16 protein-coding genes, 1 pseudogene and 1 riboswitch are annotated in these 19,300 nt (G+C 57.3%); of the genes and pseudogenes, 5 read left to right on the forward strand and 12 right to left on the reverse strand.

All coding sequences use genetic code 11. From position 1 onward, the window contains the following. Position 1 precedes the first annotated feature (1 nt). Together ACQZ5M_RS19125 and ACQZ5M_RS19130 are read right to left on the reverse strand one after the other, a co-directional pair. On the reverse strand, positions 2-889 hold the full coding sequence (locus ACQZ5M_RS19125) for a DMT family transporter (protein ID WP_296084593.1): 888 nt from the start codon (positions 887-889) through the stop codon (positions 2-4). Positions 890-1,079: 190 nt separating this feature from the next. Next, positions 1,080-2,294 carry an adenylate/guanylate cyclase domain-containing protein gene (locus tag ACQZ5M_RS19130; protein ID WP_449080562.1) on the reverse strand — a complete coding sequence of 405 codons (1,215 nt, stop codon included), beginning with the start codon at positions 2,292-2,294 and terminating at the stop codon, positions 1,080-1,082. Positions 2,295-2,513: 219 nt separating this feature from the next. Here ACQZ5M_RS19130 and ACQZ5M_RS19135 point away from each other — a divergent pair, with 219 nt between their 5' ends. Further along, on the forward strand, positions 2,514-3,824 hold the full coding sequence (locus tag ACQZ5M_RS19135) for a UDP-glucose dehydrogenase family protein (RefSeq protein ID WP_449080563.1): 1,311 nt from the start codon (positions 2,514-2,516) through the stop codon (positions 3,822-3,824). A gap of 19 nt (positions 3,825-3,843) precedes the next feature. Further along, entirely contained in the window at positions 3,844-4,860 is a 1,017-nt protein-coding gene (locus ACQZ5M_RS19140; protein ID WP_449080564.1) for an NAD-dependent epimerase, read from the forward strand. On the opposite strand, the gene ACQZ5M_RS19145 is transcribed toward ACQZ5M_RS19140, so the two are convergent. The 7 genes from ACQZ5M_RS19145 to ACQZ5M_RS19175 form a co-directional block, all read right to left on the reverse strand. After that, a complete protein-coding gene (locus tag ACQZ5M_RS19145; RefSeq protein WP_449080565.1) occupies positions 4,857-5,168 on the reverse strand; it encodes a hypothetical protein in 312 nt (103 codons plus the stop codon). The genes ACQZ5M_RS19140 and ACQZ5M_RS19145 overlap by 4 nt on opposite strands. A gap of 154 nt (positions 5,169-5,322) precedes the next feature. Next, positions 5,323-6,099 carry an ABC transporter ATP-binding protein gene (locus tag ACQZ5M_RS19150; RefSeq protein WP_449080604.1) on the reverse strand — a complete coding sequence of 259 codons (777 nt, stop codon included), beginning with the start codon at positions 6,097-6,099 and terminating at the stop codon, positions 5,323-5,325. Beyond that, positions 6,096-7,115 (reverse strand): FecCD family ABC transporter permease, encoded by a 1,020-nt coding sequence (locus tag ACQZ5M_RS19155; protein WP_296017829.1) that lies wholly within the window; start codon positions 7,113-7,115, stop codon positions 6,096-6,098. Before ACQZ5M_RS19155 ends, ACQZ5M_RS19150 begins: the two co-directional genes overlap by 4 nt. 4 nt (positions 7,116-7,119) lie before the next feature. Then, entirely contained in the window at positions 7,120-8,145 is a 1,026-nt protein-coding gene (locus ACQZ5M_RS19160; protein ID WP_449080566.1) for an ABC transporter substrate-binding protein, read from the reverse strand. Positions 8,146-8,332: 187 nt separating this feature from the next. Further along, positions 8,333-8,554, reverse strand: a riboswitch (cobalamin riboswitch). Between the two features lie 135 nt (positions 8,555-8,689). Further along, entirely contained in the window at positions 8,690-11,029 is a 2,340-nt protein-coding gene (locus ACQZ5M_RS19165; protein WP_449080567.1) for a glucose/quinate/shikimate family membrane-bound PQQ-dependent dehydrogenase, read from the reverse strand. A gap of 102 nt (positions 11,030-11,131) precedes the next feature. Then, entirely contained in the window at positions 11,132-12,094 is a 963-nt protein-coding gene (locus ACQZ5M_RS19170) for an asparaginase domain-containing protein (RefSeq protein WP_449080568.1), read from the reverse strand. Continuing rightward, complete coding sequence (locus ACQZ5M_RS19175) at positions 12,091-13,593, reverse strand: amino acid permease (RefSeq protein ID WP_449080569.1); 1,503 nt, start codon at positions 13,591-13,593, stop codon at positions 12,091-12,093. Before ACQZ5M_RS19175 ends, ACQZ5M_RS19170 begins: the two co-directional genes overlap by 4 nt. 231 nt (positions 13,594-13,824) lie before the next feature. Here ACQZ5M_RS19175 and ACQZ5M_RS19180 point away from each other — a divergent pair, with 231 nt between their 5' ends. Further along, positions 13,825-15,243 (forward strand): aspartate ammonia-lyase, encoded by a 1,419-nt coding sequence (locus tag ACQZ5M_RS19180; protein WP_449080570.1) that lies wholly within the window; start codon positions 13,825-13,827, stop codon positions 15,241-15,243. A gap of 136 nt (positions 15,244-15,379) precedes the next feature. On the opposite strand, the gene ACQZ5M_RS19185 is transcribed toward ACQZ5M_RS19180, so the two are convergent. Further along, positions 15,380-16,087, reverse strand: coding sequence for a FadR/GntR family transcriptional regulator (locus tag ACQZ5M_RS19185; RefSeq protein WP_296035763.1), 708 nt, complete (start codon positions 16,085-16,087; stop codon positions 15,380-15,382). A gap of 144 nt (positions 16,088-16,231) precedes the next feature. On the opposite strand from ACQZ5M_RS19185, the pseudogene ACQZ5M_RS19190 reads away from it, so the two are divergent. After that, a pseudogene (locus ACQZ5M_RS19190) lies at positions 16,232-16,583 on the forward strand (ANTAR domain-containing response regulator); the annotation flags it as partial. 376 nt (positions 16,584-16,959) lie between these two features. On the opposite strand, the gene ACQZ5M_RS19195 reads toward ACQZ5M_RS19190, so the two are convergent. Beyond that, on the reverse strand, positions 16,960-17,709 hold the full coding sequence (locus ACQZ5M_RS19195; RefSeq protein ID WP_296017843.1) for an SDR family NAD(P)-dependent oxidoreductase: 750 nt from the start codon (positions 17,707-17,709) through the stop codon (positions 16,960-16,962). 27 nt (positions 17,710-17,736) lie between these two features. After that, the gene (locus ACQZ5M_RS19200) at positions 17,737-18,306 is read right to left on the reverse strand and encodes a nucleoside 2-deoxyribosyltransferase (protein ID WP_296017846.1); all 570 of its coding nucleotides are present in this window, start codon (positions 18,304-18,306) and stop codon (positions 17,737-17,739) included. Positions 18,307-18,557: 251 nt separating this feature from the next. Between ACQZ5M_RS19200 and ACQZ5M_RS19205 the strand changes: the two genes are divergently transcribed. Continuing rightward, entirely contained in the window at positions 18,558-19,184 is a 627-nt protein-coding gene (locus ACQZ5M_RS19205) for a ribonuclease D (protein WP_296017848.1), read from the forward strand. Positions 19,185-19,300 lie beyond the last annotated feature (116 nt).

Consider the following 19,300-nt stretch of genomic DNA (forward strand, 5'->3'; position numbering starts at 1 on the left):
GTTACAGACGGTTGCGAAAAAATGGGTTCCAACGCACCGCCCCAAGTCTGATCTTTTCGCGCATCATTGTCAGAAGCCCAGCACTGGCAATGACGATGAGACCAAAAACCGCGAGGGTATCCGGATACTCTGCAAAAAAGAATGCGCCGATGCCGACTGCCCAGAGTATCTGCGAATAATGCGACGGCGCAATCTGGCTGGCGGGCGCGATCTTCGTCGCCGTGAGAAGCGTGATCTGGCCGACAGCGGTGCAGATGCCAATGACGATGAAGGCGCCGACCTGATGAAGGGTCGGCACGTGGAAATGCGGAATGGCCAAAAGACCGTTGAAGGTCAGGCCGTAGACTAGCAACACCCCCATGATCGAGGTGCGTTTCTCCCGTCCGGCAAGCGAACGCAGGATGACAATGGTCATCGCTGCGAGAAAAGCGACACCGACTGCCGCCAGATGTCCCAGCTCCAGCGCCTTGAAGCCTGGACGCACGACGAGAAAAACGCCGATGATGCCAGCGAACACCGCAGACCAGCGCCACAAGCCAATATCCTCCTTCAGCACCACCGCCGACAGGATCGTCACGAACAAGGGCGAAAGGAAGATCAGTGCATAGGCTTCCGCGAGAGGTAGCGTCGTGAAGGCATAGATGCCGAGAATACCTGCAAGCAGACCGGATATTGCACGCCCATGCACAGCAAAGGGTCTGCTCATGCGCCAGAACTCCCGCCAGCGCTCTTCCCTTGGCTTGGTAAAGAAGATGATCGCGGCAGACGATAGGATGCTGAAGAAACCGATCTCGAAAACCGTGACTTGCGCGCCGAGCGACTTGATCGTTGCGTCTCCCCAGGAAAAGCTGGCATAGGCGAGCAGGCCGAGAAGAAAACCTTTTTGCATGACGATCAAATCCAAATTCGAGCGGTGCAGGAACGGCCGAGCCGTTTTGCGCAAGCGACGGAATGCGCCTTAAATCACGAATGCGGATCGCTCCCAGTAACAAGAGCTACGCCTCGTACTCCCCGCTCACAAGGCAGAAACACATAAAAACGGTACCCTTTGCATTTCAGCAACGGTTGGTTGCTGTTCGTCACGCCAACTCGGGATCGATGGTGAACAGCTCATGTGCGCGCGCAAATCCGCGCAATGCATAGCGCCCGAGCGACACCATGAGCGCCTGCATCTCAACCGGAGAGGTCGAGACGAAGTCTCTCGACATGACTGTGTCGCGATCCACCGAAGCACAGAGGCCCCCAATGCGGCTGACCATATTGACCGCCGGGCCGACAACGGTGAAATCCAGCCTGCTGCGGCTGCCGATATTGCCGTAAAAGACTTCGCCGACATGCAGCCCGAGATAGACATCCGTCGTCGGAAGGTCGTTCGACTGACGCTGATGGTTGAGGACTGAGAGACGTGTTCTCATCGTCATTTCGGCGGCCAGTGCCGCCGCGCAATCATCCTGGCGATGGCCGGTCTGAAAGATTGCCAGAACCCCGTCTCCGATCAGTTTGAGCACACTGCCGCCATGGGCGTGGATCGCATCGATGACGAGGCCAGCGTAATCGTTGAGAAAGGGAATGATCTGATCGGGCTTTGCACGGTCTGAGATGCCGGTGAAATCTCGCAAGTCTGAAAACCACAGCACGGCTTCTATCCTCTCCACCTCCCCTCTGGCGATTGTTCCACTCATGACTTTGCGGCCTGCATCATGGCCGAGATAAACATCTGTGATTGTACCTATGATACGCATACAGCAGACCGTCTTGACAGCCAGCGCCAAGGTCGGCAGCAGCATGCGAAGCGCCGACAGTTCATCGTCATGAAAGCCTTCAGGCTGGCGGGTCAGCCAGCGAGAATAGAATGCACTCATTTCTCCGATACTGCCACGCTCTGTAAACCGGTGAATGGAGGCGATGTAATCGGTGTGACCAGCGTTGCGCAGTTCGTCGAGCTTGTAGAAACTCGCTTCCTCATTAAGGAACAACCGGCGCCTGACTTCCTCGGCATTCTCTTTCAGCAGATGAAAGAAGACGGAACTTTCCCAGTCCTCCCGGGCCGTACCCTCGTCGGTAAAATCGTACACGCTGGCGGAGTCGACATTATCGCGGCTGTCCCATTGGAAAGCGTGCCCTTCGAAATCCGGGTGTAAAGTGTCCATCAGGATCAGCGCCGAGGATATGGGGATGCCTGCCGCATTGCAGCGTTCGCAAAAGCCCGCCAGTAATTCTTCTTCCGGCGTTCCCTCATATCCCTGTCGAGACAGCCAGAACGCGATTTCCTGGAGAATGTGGTGTTCGGTCATGGCGGCCCCGCGGACAAAGTGTGATTGCAGCATCAACGCTTGAATGTCCTCAATGGTCGTTCGATCTCGTTGATTGACAGAATTTTTTTGAAATTATCGTCGAAAACTCTGTGCGGGCTTGGAGATGCGGCCGAAGGCGGATAGATAGCATCTTCAGAAACGATATCGAAATTGCACAAGGGTCGATCGCCTCGCGTCTGCGCCCCGAAAGGTTTTTCAATGCGTATTGTGATGATCGGCTCTGGCTACGTCGGCTTGGTTTCCGGCGCCTGCTTTGCGGAGTTCGGCCATGACGTGATCTGCGTCGATAAGATGCCGGAAAAAATCGAGGCGCTGAAGAACGGCCAGATCCCGATTTTCGAGCCTGGTCTGGATGTGATCGTTGCCAACAATGCCAAGGCCGGTCGCCTGAGTTTCACCACCGAACTGAAAAGCGCCGTTGCCGATGCGGACGTGGTCTTCATCGCCGTCGGCACCCCGTCACGTCGTGGCGATGGCCATGCCGATCTCGGTTATGTCTATGCCGCAGCCCGTGAAATCGCCGCTGCCCTGAGCGGCTTTACCGTCATCGTTACCAAGTCCACCGTGCCGGTCGGCACCGGCGACGAAGTGGAGCGGATCATCCGCGAGGAAAACCCGTCTGCGGATTTCGCGGTAGTTTCGAATCCGGAATTCCTGCGCGAAGGTGCCGCAATCGACGACTTCAAGCGTCCCGATCGCATCGTCGTCGGTCTTTCCGATGAGCGCGCGCGTCCGGTCATGACGGAGGTCTACCGTCCGCTCTACCTCAACCAGTCGCCGCTTCTTTTTACCACGCGACGCACCTCCGAACTGATCAAATATGCTGCCAACGCGTTTCTTGCGATGAAGATTACCTTCATCAACGAGATGGCCGATCTGTGCGAAAAGGTCGGGGCGGATGTTCAGGACGTGTCTCGCGGCATCGGCCTCGATGGCCGGATCGGCTCCAAGTTCCTGCATGCGGGACCCGGCTATGGCGGCTCTTGCTTTCCGAAGGATACGTTGGCGCTGGCCAAGACCGCGCAGGATTACGATAGCCCTGTCCGTCTGATTGAAACGACGATCGCCATCAACGACAATCGCAAGCGCGCCATGGGCCGCAAGGTGATCGCAGCCGTCGGCGGCGATATCCGCGGCAAGAAGGTCGGCGTGCTCGGTTTGACTTTCAAGCCCAACACTGACGACATGCGCGACAGTCCTGCGATTGCCGTCATCCAGACGCTGCAGGATGCAGGCGCGAAAGTGACGGCCTACGACCCGGAAGGTATGGCGAACGCCAAGCCTCTGATCGACGGCATCGATTATGCGCAAGGCCCATACGAAGCGGCACAGGATGCCGAGGCACTGGTGATCGTCACCGAATGGAACCAGTTTCGCGCACTCGACATGGCGCGGTTGAAGAACATCATGAAAAGCCCGATCCTTATAGACCTGCGCAATATCTACCGCGCCGACGAAGTGATGGCGCACGGCTTTTCCTATTCGAGCATAGGACGCTCGCAAGCATAATGGAAGGTCCTACGTCAGCATGCGTTATCTGATCACCGGCACGGCCGGTTTCATCGGCTTTCATCTTGCAAAGAGATTGCTGGATCATGGGCATTTCGTGGTCGGCTTCGATGGCATGACGAAGTATTACGACGTGGCGCTCAAGGAAAAAAGGCACGCGATCCTCGCTCGCTCGAACGGCTTCAAGGCTTCCATCGGCATGTTGGAAGATACCGACGCGTTGAACCGTGCAGCCGATCTTGCCGAACCGGAAGTGATCATCCACCTCGCCGCGCAGGCAGGCGTGCGTTACAGCATCGACTGCCCCAAGGATTATGTAAACTCGAACCTTATCGGCTCCTGGAATATTCTGGAGCTGGCAAAAAATCTCCAGCCGAAGCATCTGATGCTCGCCTCCACCTCCTCCATCTACGGATCGAACGAGAAGGTGCCCTTTGCCGAGAGCGACAAAGCCGACGAGCCGATGACGATCTATGCTGCGACCAAAAAGTCCATGGAGTTGATGGCGCATAGCTACGCGCATCTACACAAGGTGCCGACAACGGCCTTCCGCTTTTTCACCGTCTACGGCCCCTTCGGTCGTCCGGACATGGCACTCTTCAAGTTCGTCGATGCGATCCTCAAAGGCCAGCCGATCGATATTTACGGCGAAGGCAAGATGAGCCGTGACTTCACCTATATCGACGATCTGGTCGAAGGGATCATCCGCCTCAGCCACATTGCGCCTGCGGAAGATAACCGCGTTTCCGACGAGGGCGTGACCGATACCTTGTCGAAACACGCACCCTTTCGTGTCGTCAACATCGGCGGTGGACAACCTGTGGAACTGATGCGTTTCGTCGAAACTGTCGAGACGATTCTTGGCCAAAAGGCCATCCGCAACATGCTGCCGATGCAGCAGGGTGATGTACCGCGCACCTATGCGTCGCCCGACCTCCTGCGCGCGCTGACGGGCTATTCTCCGGAAACGCCCGTCGAAACGGGCGTCCAGCATTTCGTCGATTGGTATCGCAGTTTTCGCGTTGGAGCGGCTTAAGCCTCCGTCTGCTCGCCATCACGACCCTGCAAAAGACCGACAACAGCCGCGCAGTTCGTGTCGCTTGTGTCCAGCAACTGCACCGGCGATGTCCAGCCAAAGGTAAAGCCGACCACGGTGGCGACCGCCCAGGCCGGGTCTTCACCGGCCCGGTTCAGCAGTTTCGGGCCTTGGCTCGCAACACATTGCTGCGATTGCTGGATGATCTCGGTCGAGGCATTTGCACGTTCGAGTTGTTCGCGCATCTCCGCTTGAAGCGGATCTACGACGAAAAGCGTAATGAACCATGCGGCGATATCGGAAAGCATAAGCAAGCCTCTGAAGCCTCGGCGTCGTGTCGGAAACGGTCCGACATCGTGAAAGCGCCGAGACTCTCACCAGAGGGGCCCGGACCAGCGGGTTACCCAATATGTAGGATGACGCCATCCTCCTTCAAGAATAGCAGATCAAAAAAGCGTAGGTTTACGTCGCTAGAAGCGATGGCGCACGATACCGGATGTGACATCCATCCGCACCATTAAGCTCGACATCGACCAGGACTCCGAAGACATCGAGGATGAGAGCCGGCGTCAGCACATGGCAGGGTTTTCCCATCGCGACAAGCGTCCCCGCCTTCAGCACTGCTACCCTGTCGCAGAACATCGCCGCGTGATTAAGATCATGCAAAGCGGCTGCAACCGTCAGCTTCTGTTTGCGCACGAGATGTAGGAGCGCGATCTGATGGCCGATGTCGAGGTGGTTTGTCGGCTCGTCTAAAAGCAGGATCTTCGGCTCCTGGGCCAAGGCTCGGGCGATATGCAGGCGTTGCCGCTCTCCCCCGGAAAGCGTGTGCCACATGCGCTTGCCAAAGCCCTCCATATCCACGTCCCGGAGCGCCCTATCGACGATGTCATCATCGTGACGAGACCATGGAGACAAAGCACCCTTGTGCGGAATGCGACCAAGCTCCACGGCCTGGCGGGCGTTGATGCGTTCCTGTGTTTCAGCCTGCTGCTCGACTAGAGCGATCCGGCGCGCCACATCTCGACGCTGGAGGAGGGCCATCGACATGCCATCCAGTAAGACGTCGCCGGAACGCGGTTTTCTCAGGCCAGAGAGCATCGCCATGAGGCTGGTCTTGCCCGAACCGTTTGGGCCGACAATGCCGAGGAACTCGCCGGCATGAAGATCAAGACTGATATCCTCGACGATCTCCACGCCGCCGATCGACCAGCTCAAATTACGCGCCGAAAGCATTATGCGAGCCTCCTGCGTTGAGAAAGGATCAGCGCAAAGGCTGGAGCGCCGAACAGGGCGGTGATTACGCCGATCGGCAGGACCTGTCCTGCAATGATGGTGCGCGAGACAATGTCGGCAGCGATCATGAAGATAGCACCGATCAACGCGGAAGCCGGAAGCAGACGACCGTGGCGAACACCGACGACCAGACGCGCCGCATGGGGTATGACAAGACCGATGAAGCCAATCGAGCCGACGATGCTGACCATTACGGCCGTCATCAAGGCAGACGTGCCTGTTAAGACGACATAGACGCGGCGCACGGGGATGCCGAGGGAGCCAGCCGATTCCGCTCCAAAGGTAAAGGCGTCCAATGCCCGCGCATGCCAGAGGCAGACGACAAGCCCGAAGATGGCGATGGGAAGAGCAAGCGAGACATCCGCCCAGCGAACGCCGGAAAGGTTGCCGAGCAGCCAGAACATGATTCCGCGAGCCTGTTCGGCATTCGCGGCCTTGGTGACGATGAAGGAGGTCAGCGCGTTGAAAAGTTGCGACCCGGCGACGCCGGCCAGGATGATTGCGCTGTTACCGCGCCCTGCCCTCAGCGCCAGGAGGCTCACAAGCGCGAATGCGACGAGCGCTCCGAGAAAAGCACCGAGCGGCATGGTGAGCAAGCCTGCACCAAAGCCGAGTATCGCAACACCGACGGCGCCTGTCGATGCCCCGGCGGAGATACCAAGAATGTATGGATCCGCCAGAGGATTGCGCAGGAGCGATTGCAGCACGACGCCCGAAACGGAAAGAGCTGCCCCACAACAGGCGGCGACCACGGCGCGGCTCAGGCGATAGTTCCAGATGATCCCTTCATCGATCGCATCCAATGGATAGCCAGCGTGCCAAATACGATTGGCCACCGCCTTGGCGACAACCTCCATCGGCATGGAGGTTTCGCCGATTGAGGCTCCGAGCCACAGCGCCACCAGAAGACACGCAGCTGCAATGATGGCAGCGCGGACATACAGCAAGGGACCGGGCATCCGTTTACTTCGCCAAGCCGAGTTGACCGATCTGGTCAGCCAGCACCTCAATCCCTTCGATCGTGCGGATCGTCGGGTTCATCGCCTGAGCGTCCATGACGACGATACGGTTATCCTTCACGGACGGCATGAGGCTCGTGACAGGATCTTGCTTCAGGAACTTCTCTTTTACGGCAATGTCGTCTGCCGGGTAGCGGCGGCGGTCCATGCTCGCGGCAACGATGATGGTCGGATTGGACTTGGCAATGGTCTCCCAGCCAACAGTTGGCCATTCTTCCTGGCTCTCGATGACATTTCTGATGCCAAGCGCCGACATGATATAGCCAGGCGCACCGTTCTTGCCCGCGACGTAGGGATCGATATCGCCTTCGGCGCTGGAGAACCAGAATACAGCAGATACCTTTCCGTTGGTGGAAACGATCTTCTTGCGCGCGGTCTCTTCGCGGTTTTTCAGCTCGGCAATCAGTGCGTCGCCGCGATCCTTAACGTTGAAGATCTGCGAAAGCTCTCCGATTTCCTGGTAGATCTGCTCCATGGTGAAGACCGAGTGCCTGACGCCATCTCCGCCGCCAGCATTATCCTTGCCCGTGCAATCTGCAGGCGAGACGTAGACCGGAATGCCCAGTTCTTCGAACTGTTCGGGTTTGCCGACAACGCCCTCGGGGCCGACATGCCATTGGAACTGCGCGGTAACGAGATCGGGCTTCTTGCCAAGAACGCTTTCGAAACTCGGATCGTTATCGGCCAGACGCTCCACCTTGTCATTTGCCTCCTCATAGCCCTTGATCACCGGGCCAACCCAGACGGCAGTGCCGACAACCTTGTCTGCCAGTCCCAGACGATAGAGTATCTCCGTCGAACTCTGCCCTAAAGACACCGTGCGCTTGGGAGCATGGGTGAAGGTGACGTCCCTGCCGCAATTTTTCAACGTCAGTGGATAGCTGGTTTCCGCAGCCTCCGTTGCATTCGGCAAAAGAGATACAGCGGCAAGAACTGCGCCAAGAAATGCGCCTGTGAAATGAAGTGTCATGGTCCGATGGTCCCCGAAATCGTTGACGCTGCCCACACGCAAACGCCGTTATTGAGTGAAACACTCATTCGCCAACCACAGCCGTGGGACGATCGGAAACCGGGAAATAGACAGACGGATGTAAGCGCTGTTTGGCGCAGATAACAATCATGGCGTTTCCTCTCCAGGGCATCCCCGCCCGTGACTTTGGAATGAACAGACGACGGCAGGTCTCCTGGCTCACGGATGATCGTCTTGCCTGCCTTCCCACGATGAGATCGCAGTGGCCTGACGCAGGTGAATGCGCCACGAGTGCTCGACAATCCGCTTACAGTTGCGGGGGCAGCCACGGCATTGGAGACATCTCCGCACCGCGTTCCCTATTATTCCTCGCAATCTCTCGCTTGGAACCGTCGCAGGCAGATAGAACTATTTCCAGATATCCGTCAAGCGAATGTATGTAATATTATTACGTTTTAGTGCGATGGGATTTTGTTCACTGGAAATACAAAATGGCCGGAAACGGGTTTCCGGCCATCGAAGCGCTTCAAGTAAATGTCGCTGTTTATGGCAGCGTATAGGCGATGACATAGTCGCCGGGCTTGGTACCAACCGACCCATGACCGCCGGCAACCATGACGACATATTGCTTGCCGTCCTCAAGAGCGTAGGTCATGGGCGTAGCTTGCCCACCTGCCGGCAGCCGTGCCTCCCAAAGCTGCTTGCCGCTGGTTAGATCATAGGCACGCAGATAATTGTCGACGGCCGCACCGAGGAAAGCTACGCCGCCCTTGGTGATCATCGGGCCGCCGATACCCGGCACGCCGACCTTGAATGGAAGCGGCAGCGGCGTCATGTCGTAGACGGTGCCGTTCTTGTGCTTGTAGGCGATCTTGCCGGTTCTGAGATCCGCACCGGCGACGTAGCCCCATGGCGGAGCCTGACAGGGTATACCGATCGGGCTCAAGAATGGACCCATCAAGACCGCGTAGGGCGCGCCGTCATTGCGGTTCAGCCCCTGCTCGCTGCCTTTCTCATCCTGAGCCTTGGGCGGGACTTGATCGTGCGGAACGAGCTGTGAGGTGAAGGCTAGATAGGTCGGCATCCCGAACATGATCTGTCGCTCGGGATCGACAGCGACGCTACCCCAGTTAAAGGTACCAAAATTACCTGGATAGATGAGCGAGCCCTTCAGCGATGGCGGCGTGTAGCGACCTTCATAATTCAGCTCATGGAACTTGATGCGGCAGGCGAGCTGGTCGAACAGCGACACACCCCACATGTTCTTTTCTTGTAATGGCTCCGGCTTGAAAGAGAGCGCCGAAGTAGGCTGCGTCGGTGAGGAGAAATCTTCCGGGATCGCACCGCCAGGTGCCGGCTCTTCGGTCACCGGCAAGATCGGCTCGCCGGTGCGCCGGTCCAACACATAGATATCGCCCTGCTTCGTCGGTCCGACCAGCGCTGGGACGGACTGCCCATCGGGCTTTGTGATGTCGAGCAGGACTGGCTGCGCTGGCACATCCATGTCCCATAGATCATGATGCACCGTCTGACGGACCCAGCGGTCCTGTCCAGTGTTCACATCAAGGGCCACGATAGAGGACGAGTACTTTTCTACACTCTCGCTCCGACCCATTCCGAGCTGGTCAGGAACCTGATTTCCCAGAGGGATGTAGACGAGCCCAAGCGCTTCATCGACGCTGAATACGGACCAGCTGTTGGGAGAGTTGGTCGTATAGGTCTGACCCGGCGGAAGCGGTTGGGTCTGGGTAGGGTTTCCGGAGTCCCAATTCCAAAGCAACTCGCCGCTGTTGACGTCGAACGCACGAATGACGCCGGACTGCTCTTTGGTCGAATAGTTATCGTTGACCGCACCACCGATGATGATCTTGTTACCTGCAATAGCCGGCGGCGAAGTTGAATAGTAATAGCCGGCCGGATCGTACTTCATGCCAGCTTCGAGATGTAGAACACCATTGTCTGCGAAGGACGTGCAAATCTTGCCGCTTTCGGCATCGAGCGCGATCAGACGCGCATCGGATGTCGGCAGATAAACCCGAGCAGAGCATTCGGCGCCTGCCTGCGCGGCAGTATCGGCATAATAGGTTACACCGCGGCAGGTCTGGTGTTGGCGATCAGGATTCAAGCCCACGTTCGGATCGTATTTCCACTTTTCCTTGCCGGTTGCCGCATCGATGGCGATAGCCCAATTGTGTGGCGTGCAAAGGAAAAGAGTCTTGCCGACCTTGAGGGGCGTGACCTGATAGGTCGTTTCACCAACGTCGTCCGGCAATTTAACGTCGCCCGTCTGATACCGCCAAGCCTCCTTCAGATCGCCAACATTGGCAGTTGTGATCTGTGTCAGCGGCGAATAGCGCTGGCCGTGTGATGTGCGGCCATACTGGTGCCACTCGTTGTCCGGAACCGTATTCCCATAGGAGGGCGCGCTGTTGACGACCTCGGTCGGCAGGTTACCCTCCTGGTCGTGGGGATCCTGCGTCATCGATACGGCGGCTACACCCATGGAGATGATCACGGCTGCCAGCAGCGGTACGGCGTTGGCGCCATACCGGATGCCTGTCGGGCTTACAAAGCCGAGCGGCTTGCGGATCCATGGCATGAGCAACCAGATGCCGATCACAATGATCAAACCGCCGCGCGGTCCAAGCTGCCACCAGTCGAGACCGACTTCCCATACTGCCCAACCGAGCGTCGCAAGTACAAAGAGCGCATAGAAGTGGAGCGCCGCCTTGTTTCGTTTGAAAAGAAGGATCGCCGTGATCACGAAGGAAAGTCCGGCGAGCGCGTAATAGACGCTGCCGCCAAGCATCACCAGTTGAGATCCAAAACCGAAGAGCGCCAGACCCATAAGAGTCAGAGCGACAGCAGTGACAGTAACCGCCATGAAAAGTCCCCTGTTAATCTCCCTGCATGCTTAACAGGGTGGGACAGGTTCGGTTCCACGCCGGACACATTTTTGCCACTGCTGTGTTACCCGGCGTGATTTTCAACCGCGAAAGTCGTTGAAAGCACGCACCATTTCCTCGCGGCTGGCCGATGATGCAAGCAGGCTGGCGAGCAGAATTCGCGCCTGACCGGGCCTTAAGGTGGTCGAATGAAGCGCCCCAACATTGCCCATGTCATGACCTCCACCGCCACCACCATAACCTGCCAAAAGTTGTCCGACGGGCACGCGGCTGGACACCACGACCGGAACGTTTCTTTCGCTACAGCGTCGCACGGCCTCTACAATGCGGCGATTAGCGTTGCCCGAGCCGAGCGCGGATAGGACGATGCCTCTCGCGCCTGCATTGAGGCTAGCCTCGATATGGATTGCATCGCAGCCGGGATGGATGGCGACGATATCGACGCGGATGGCATCGATGGGCACCGAGAGACGGGGACTTTGAGAATGGATCGCGGGCCCCGCAAGATCGAAAGCATCCGCATCGTCTGCCGAGCGCTTGTAAAGCCCCCACACGGGAAGAAGCTTTCCGCCGAAGGAGAGCAGCACACCCTTGTCGATATTGGAGGCGTCAGTAGCAGCAGCAATCGCAGCCCGCAAATTTGCTGGGCCGTCGGATTGCGGATGGTCGGCGGTAAATTGCGCACCGGTGAAAACAACCGGTTTGCTCAAGCTGTGCTGCAGATGCACCAGCAAAGAGGTTTCTTCCATGGCATCCGTGCCATGCAGCACCACGACGCCACGAACCGACTGGTCGGCAAGCTCTTTTGCCACAGCATCGCTGATGGCCTGCATATCGGAAATCGTAAGGCTGGACGAATCCTTCGCCATCAACTCAACGGGTTTTACGGCGACCGTATCGCCCGCAAGACCAGAGAGGAGATTTTCACCCGAGAGCGATGGCTTTGCAGCACCAGTCTCATCACGCTCGCTTGCGATGGTTCCGCCGGTGGCAATGACCGCCACCAGCCCATTACAATTATCGGCCCAAACGCCCACGCTCACCGCTGGCTCCGTGAGCCAGCGTCACGCAACTGCTGTGCCTTCGACAATTCCTGAATACGGCCACGCATCAAATACCATCCCCCCACCAAGGTCGGTGCGATGACGATAAGAGAGCCGACGGTATATGTGCCCGCGGGGTAATCGAATGCCATCAGCACCAGAACGCCAAACAGGAAGACAAGCGTCAAGATGCCCGTGTAAGGCGCGCCAAACATGCTGAAATCCGGACGCTGCATCTTCCCCTGCCGGGACAGATGCCACAGCTTGAGTTGGCATAACACGATGACACCCCAGGCGCAAATGATGCCAAGGGCTGCAAGATTGAGCGCAATTTCAAATGCCTCCGAAGGAACGATGGCATTGAGAATAACGCCAAGCACCGTGACAACCGCTGTGACTGCGATGCCGCCATAGGGCACGCCTGCTTTGTTCATCTTTGCAAGCGCTGCAGGTGCTGAACCGGAAACTGCCATCGAATGCAGGATCCGGCCCGTCGAATACAAGCCGGCATTCAGCGACGACAGAACCGCTGTCAGAACCACCAGATTCATCACGATATCCGCACCTTCTACTCCGATCGAACCGAAGAAGGTTACGAAGGGGCTCTCGCCTGCCTTATAGGCCGTGTAGGGCAACAGAAGCGTGAGGAGCATAACCGAACCGACATAAAAAACCAGCAGGCGGAAAACCACAGTACGGATTGCCTTTGGCATCACCTTGCGCGGATCTTCCGTCTCACCAGCCGTCGTGCCGATGAGTTCGATCGAGGCATAGGCGAAAAGCACGCCCTGGATGATGACGAAGGCTGGCAAAATACCATTGGGGAAGAACCCGCCATTGTCGGTGATGAGACTGAAGCCCGTGACATGTCCCTCGATCGGCGTACCGAAGATAACGAAGTACACGCCGACGATGAGGAAGGTGAAAAGCGCCAGGACCTTAATGAGGCTGAACCAGAATTCGAGTTCGCCGAACACTTTGACCGATAGCATATTCATGCCGAGCACGATGATGAGCGCGCCGAGCGCAAAGACCCATTGGTCGATGCCCTGCATCCAAGGCACATATTGCTTGAAGAAATTCATGTAGAGGGCGACGGCCGTCACATCGGCAACCGAGGTCATCGCCCAGTTCATCCAGTACATCCAGCCCACCGCAAAGGCCATCTTCTCGCCGTAAAACTCACGCGCATAGGAAACGAAGGAGCCAGATGTGGGGCGGTGCATGATCAATTCGCCAAGTGCTCTGAGGACCAGAAAGGCGAAGAAGCCACAAATCGCATACACGAAAATGAGAGCGGGACCGGCGATTGCAAGACGTCCGCCTGCTCCAAGAAACAGGCCCGTGCCGATTGCGCCACCAATGGCGATCATCTGAATCTGACGTGGCTTGAGTGCTTTGTGATAGCCGAAATCCTCCTGGATCTCGACCTTGCGCTCATGGTTTGCTTGAGTGACCTTATCCACTGGTGTCGCTCCTCCCTCAGAGCTGTCGTCCATAGATTTTGATGAAATACCCGTTCTGCCGCTGCGCGCCAACGCCTCTGTGAGATCGAACCTCGAAAATGACAGCCTTTCTGTAAGGCTGCATGACAGATTCACCTCCCATAATTCTCCGTTGCAACGCCGTCAACCCTCTCCCCTTGCATTGACCTAGCCTAAGGAGAGCGTTAAACCAAGTAAAATCTGTCTAGCAGCTTTACAGATTATCGGATCGACATGGAGGATGATATGATCACGATGCGTCAGGAGCGCGATCTTTTAGGTACGAAGGACATTCCAGCCGACGCCTATTGGGGCGTGCATACATCGCGCGCCGTAGAAAACTTCCAGATCAGCGGAACGACGATCAGCCGGTATCCCTACCTCATTCGCGGCCTGACTTTCGTGAAGGAGGCGGCGGCGCTTGCAAACCATGAACTGGGCCTTCTGGATAGCGAGCGTCTGGCTGCAATTACGAAAGCATGCGGTGAAATCCGCGACGGCGCACTTCATGATCAGTTCATTGTCGATGTCATCCAGGGCGGAGCCGGAACCTCCACCAACATGAACGCTAACGAAGTGATCGCCAACCGCGCTCTCGAAATTCTCGGCTCGGAAAAAGGCGATTACAGTCGCCTTCATCCAAACGACCACGTCAATCTCAGCCAGTCTACCAATGACGCCTATCCGACGGCCATCAATATTGCCTTGATCGAGTCGATCGACGAGCTGGCAGCCTCCATGCTCGTTCTCCAGCAAGCCTTCGATGCGAAGGCCCGCGAGTTCGAAGGCGTTCTGAAGGTCGGGCGAACACAGTTGCAGGACGCGGTCCCGATGACGCTCGGCCAGGAGTTCCGGACCTTTGCTGTGATGCTCGGCGAGGATCGCGCACGCTTGATTGAATCCGCGGCACTGCTTCATGAAATCAACCTCGGCGCCACGGCAATCGGCACTGGCCTCAACGCACCGGCAGGTTACGCCACGATTGCATGCAAACATCTGGTGCGTCTGACTGGACGGCCGCTTGTGACTGCGAGCGATCTGATCGAAGCCACGCAAGATCCAGGCGCCTTCGTCCATCTATCCGGCGTCTTGAAGCGGGTGGCCGTCAAGCTCTCCAAGACCTGCAACGATCTGCGGCTCCTTTCCTCCGGGCCTCGTGCGGGTATCGGCGAAATCAACCTACCCCCGGTTCAGGCCGGATCAAGCATCATGCCCGGCAAGGTCAACCCTGTCATCCCGGAGGTCGTCAACCAGGTCGCTTTCGTGGTGATCGGCAACGACATAACGGTCACAATGGCAGCCGAAGGAGGTCAGCTTCAATTGAACGCCTTCGAACCGGTGATCGTGCGAGCACTTTGCGAAAGCATTGCGCAACTCTGCGCCGCCTGCCGGACGCTGGCCGAACGCTGCGTTGTCGGCATCACCGCCAATGTCGAGATCATGGCGCGCCGATTGGAGGAATCGATCGGCATTGCCACGGCGCTGAACCCGTTGATCGGCTATTACGCCGCAACCGAGGTGGCACGCGAAGCGCTCGCAAGCGGGCGAACCGTGCCGCAGGTGGTGCTGGAAAAGGGTTACATGAGCGCCGAGCAGTTGATCGAGGCGTTGCGACCTGAGCTACTTGCCAATATCGCAGCACCGATCGTGCGGCCCGCCGTCTAACGGAAGCCAGAGCTACACGCGATAAATCGAAGAGCCAAGTTGCAAAAGCTAATCTGAAAAATCGCGACCTTCCGCCAGCCAGGCAAAACAGGCCGGAGGACGAGGACAGTCCTCCAGCACGATTCCAACACCAGTCCTACCTGGCATCCTCGCCCATGATCGAGGTCACGGCCTGCTTCACTTTGCTAAGATGTGTTTCCATCGCCTGACGCGCGCCGTCTTCCGAGCCCGCCTCGATCGCTTCGGCAATCTTGCGATGCTCGATATTCGATGCGACGCGGCGATGTGCCATGAGGTTGAGAAGTCCCGATTGCTGGCTGACCGAATCGCGCGCATCCGCGATGACCTTTGCAAACAGGGAATTACCGGATGCCTCTGCGATGGCGCTGTGGAACTCGCAGTCAAGAAGCACCCATTTGGGCAGATCTTCCTGCTGATCCATTTCCGAGCAGAGCTTCATCATTCGCGCGACCTCATCGTCCGTTCGACGAAGTGCAGCCCAGCCTGCAGCAGGAACCTCGATGAAGGGACGAGCCTCCATCAGATCCCGCGCCGAATAGCCGCCGTAACGCAACTCATGCCGGGGTGAATCGGTCAAAACAAATGTTCCGCTTCCGGTACGGGTCTGCGTCATCCCGAGCGTCTGCAGCGAACGAAGCGCTTCGCGCACGATAGGGCGGCTGACGCCATAGCGCCCCGCAAGATGCGTTTCCGACGGCAGGCGCGTGCCGACCGTCAGCCGGCCCGACACGATGGCCGACCGCAAATCCTCGAATACCGATTCAGCCGCATTCTTGCGATTGACCGGGTTCGCCTCGTAAATCCATTCAGCCCCTGCACTCATGAGAGTAACCTTTCCAAACATCATATATTTGTCAAGAACCGGGGCTGGGCCGGAATGACCAAGGCCAAATAAACCTGTGCTCAACGGCATTTGCCCAAAATTTAGTCGTGATGAAAAAGATTTCCAATTTGGTTACGCTGCGTCATTGATGCCGCATGACACTTCAGACCTGACCAGTTTTGTGATCGATGAAAACGCCATCCGCGCCTTGATTACCGAGGAAGGACTGCGCGAAGCAGGCCATATGCGCGTCACCGTCATTCACGAGGTCAACGGCGTTGCCCGTACCATCAAGACGCTACAGCCGGACGTCATCGTCATCGATCTTGAAGATCCCAACAGCGATATGATGGAGCATCTGTTCCAACTGACGCGCACCGTCAGCCGGGCGATTGCCATGTTCGTTGACCGATCGGATACGGCATCCATCGAGCCTGCCGTAGAAGCTGGCATCTCCGCCTATATCGTCTATGGGCTGAAGAGAGAGCGCATAAAGCGTGTCGAGATGGAGTATGGCAGCCGAAGCCTGACTACCGGCAAGGCTGCGACCACGCATGAAAAGATGGTCGCGCTCTAAGCTGTCGGCAGAGAAGAATGTCAGAAGTGTATCTGAAAAAGAAAAAGCCTGCCGCGGGAGGAGGTGCGGCAGGCTTTGAACTTGATTGGCAATTGGGAGGAGGAGTATCGCCAATCCACATCGAAAGACGCTGGGAGGAGGAGTGCGTCGTTTCGATGATCAATATATACTCTTGTCCTCTCGGACTGAAAAGCGCGACGCTCGCAGGGCAGCAATGCAAGCATTGCATAACTGATGTTGCTGTGACTTTTTTTTGATCACTACCGCCTCGCGCCCTGACCTCTTGACGAATAGGTCACGCGTCGCGGTGAACCTGGAACCCCGCGAAAGACTGGTTTACCGGCATCAACTCGATGCTGTTGATGTTGATATGCTTCGGCTGAGACACCACCCAATGAATGGTGTTGGCGATATCTTCCGGCAGGATCGGATTGACGCCCTTGTAGAGCGTGTCGGACGCCTGCTGGTTGCCGCCGGTGCGCACCAGGGTGAACTCGGTCTCGCACATCCCAGGCTCGATCGACGTAACGCGCACGCCCTTGCCATGCAAGTCCGAGCGAAGGCCAAGCGAAAACTGGCGCAGGAACGCCTTGGTGCCAGCGTAAACATTGCCGCCGGCATATGGCCAGCTTGCGGCGACCGATGAGAGGTTTACGACGATGCCGCGACGCTCGATCAACGTCGGCAACAGGTGGTGGGTGATGTTCAACAGCCCGGTGATATTGGTGTTGACCATCGTGTGCCAGTCCTGAAGCGGCACTTGCGGCGCAGCGGCCGTCCCGAGAGCGAGGCCGGCATTGTTGACCAGCACATCGATTGCGGCAAACTCTTGCGGCAGATCTACGAAAGCCGAGCGCATCGCGCCCTCATCGGTGATGTCGAATGCCAGGCCATGGAAGGACGATCCGAGTTCGTCTTTCAGAGCTTGAAGGCGCTCGGCGCGACGGCCTGTACCGATCACCTTCCAACCCTCGTTCGCGAAAAGACGCGCGGTGGAAAGGCCGAAGCCGGAGGTCGCGCCGGTGATGAGGATAGTGGCTGTCATATCTGCTCTCCGCTTGATGCAGTTGTTTTAACGAAGCTTCGCCGCAGCAAGCTTCAGGCACTCTTTGAATGCCGTCAAATCGGTGTAGAGTTCGTCAGGCGTCGCGTCTCCGACGATTACGCCGCCGCCGCGGCGCAGGATCGAGCCATGCAGCATGAGATTGTCGATCATGTCGAAATTCTCCACCGAAAGCCCGTCTGGCCCTCTGTAACGCCCGTCATCGGCCAGTTCCACCGCGCCAGCATAATGATCGTGGATGCGATTAAAATGGTTCTTTGCCATGTTCGTATAGGCAAACACTGGCTTACCGAGAGCACACATGAAGCCGAGTTCGAAGCTCGTGCCAACATCGGCGGCGATCCCCCGAAAAGGCGTCAGATTGGCAATGATAGCGTCGGCCTCCAGCATCATATGCTCATCGATGGCGTTGATGTTGCAGCCGTGGCCTGTCTTGGTATCTGCCGGTGGAATTTCGAGGTCGCCAGGAGATAGGGGCGTGAAGCCAGCTTCGCGAGCGAGCTTCGCCTTAGCATCCAGCATTTCGCTAGCATTGGAGAGAAAGACCTCAGGTCCGGCGAGGTAGATTTTCTTGGTCATGGATGAAGAGATTTCGTGATTGGCAGGAGTATGGCAGCAACCTAGACCGCGACCGGCTGATGAGGCAAGAGCTTCAAGGCCGAAAGCGGTATCGCCAGCAACCACGATGCGCTATAGAGCGCCGTGCATCCTCTGGACGCGCAAAGGATGCTTTGTATTCTTCAAGTCTACGCCTAGGTTCGAAAATCGGGTTCGGTTTTTTGGGCCGATGCTGTAGCCGAAACCGTAAAGCGCGTAATTCGGAGTACCAAATGGCTGCCAAGATCCGTTATCACGAAGGCGATATTTCTGCGAGCGATGCCGCGCGCTATACAGGCGCAATCGCTGTCGATACGGAAACGCTTGGGCTGGTTCCGCGCCGCGACAGGCTGTGTGTCGTGCAGCTTTCGCCAGGTGACGGCACGGCGGACGTGGTGCGCATCGCGGCGGGACAAAAAGAGGCACCAAACCTCGTCGCCATGCTGGAGGATCCAAGCCGCGAGAAGATTTTCCATTATGGGCGCTTCGATATAGCCGTCCTGTTCTACACGTTCAGCGTGACGACGACGCCCGTCTTCTGCACCAAAATAGCCTCAAGGCTTTGCCGCACCTATACGGACCGGCACGGGTTGAAGGACAATCTGAAAGAGATGCTGGAGATCGACATCTCCAAGGCACAGCAATCGTCAGACTGGGCAGCTGAAACACTCTCCCCAGCGCAGCTCGAATATGCCGCATCCGACGTTCTTCACCTGCATGCACTGCGCGATAAGCTCACCCACCGGCTGATACGCGACGGACGCTACGATCACGCCACAGCGTGCTTCGCCTTTCTGCCTACGCGCGCCAAGCTTGACCTTCTCGGTTGGGACGATACCGACATCTTCGCCCATAGCTGAAGACGTCGATGAGTGCCGGGGCCCGCACTTATGGTTAGCGGTCGATTAATATTTTGCCGTCATGATTGGTCGTAGTGATTCCCTTCGCTTGCCTTGATGCGGTCGACTGAGGAGAT

The sequence above is a fragment of the Rhizobium sp. 22-785-1 genome, from assembly GCF_053521965.1.

Bases quoted from the DNA above. Each gene is read 5' to 3' on its own strand.
- ACQZ5M_RS19125 (WP_296084593.1), bottom strand. From the start codon at position 889: ATGCAAAAAGGTTTTCTTCTCGGCCTGCTCGCCTATGCCAGCTTTTCC.
- ACQZ5M_RS19130 (WP_449080562.1), bottom strand. From the start codon at position 2,294: ATGACCGAACACCACATTCTCCAGGAAATCGCGTTCTGGCTGTCTCGA.
- ACQZ5M_RS19135 (WP_449080563.1), top strand. From the start codon at position 2,514: ATGCGTATTGTGATGATCGGCTCTGGCTACGTCGGCTTGGTTTCCGGC.
- ACQZ5M_RS19140 (WP_449080564.1), top strand. From the start codon at position 3,844: ATGCGTTATCTGATCACCGGCACGGCCGGTTTCATCGGCTTTCATCTT.
- ACQZ5M_RS19145 (WP_449080565.1), bottom strand. From the start codon at position 5,168: ATGCTTTCCGATATCGCCGCATGGTTCATTACGCTTTTCGTCGTAGAT.
- ACQZ5M_RS19155 (WP_296017829.1), bottom strand. From the start codon at position 7,115: ATGCCCGGTCCCTTGCTGTATGTCCGCGCTGCCATCATTGCAGCTGCG.
- ACQZ5M_RS19160 (WP_449080566.1), bottom strand. From the start codon at position 8,145: ATGACACTTCATTTCACAGGCGCATTTCTTGGCGCAGTTCTTGCCGCT.
- ACQZ5M_RS19165 (WP_449080567.1), bottom strand. From the start codon at position 11,029: ATGGCGGTTACTGTCACTGCTGTCGCTCTGACTCTTATGGGTCTGGCG.
- ACQZ5M_RS19175 (WP_449080569.1), bottom strand. From the start codon at position 13,593: ATGGACGACAGCTCTGAGGGAGGAGCGACACCAGTGGATAAGGTCACT.
- ACQZ5M_RS19180 (WP_449080570.1), top strand. From the start codon at position 13,825: ATGATCACGATGCGTCAGGAGCGCGATCTTTTAGGTACGAAGGACATT.
- ACQZ5M_RS19185 (WP_296035763.1), bottom strand. From the start codon at position 16,087: ATGAGTGCAGGGGCTGAATGGATTTACGAGGCGAACCCGGTCAATCGC.
- ACQZ5M_RS19195 (WP_296017843.1), bottom strand. From the start codon at position 17,709: ATGACAGCCACTATCCTCATCACCGGCGCGACCTCCGGCTTCGGCCTT.
- ACQZ5M_RS19200 (WP_296017846.1), bottom strand. From the start codon at position 18,306: ATGACCAAGAAAATCTACCTCGCCGGACCTGAGGTCTTTCTCTCCAAT.
- ACQZ5M_RS19205 (WP_296017848.1), top strand. From the start codon at position 18,558: ATGGCTGCCAAGATCCGTTATCACGAAGGCGATATTTCTGCGAGCGAT.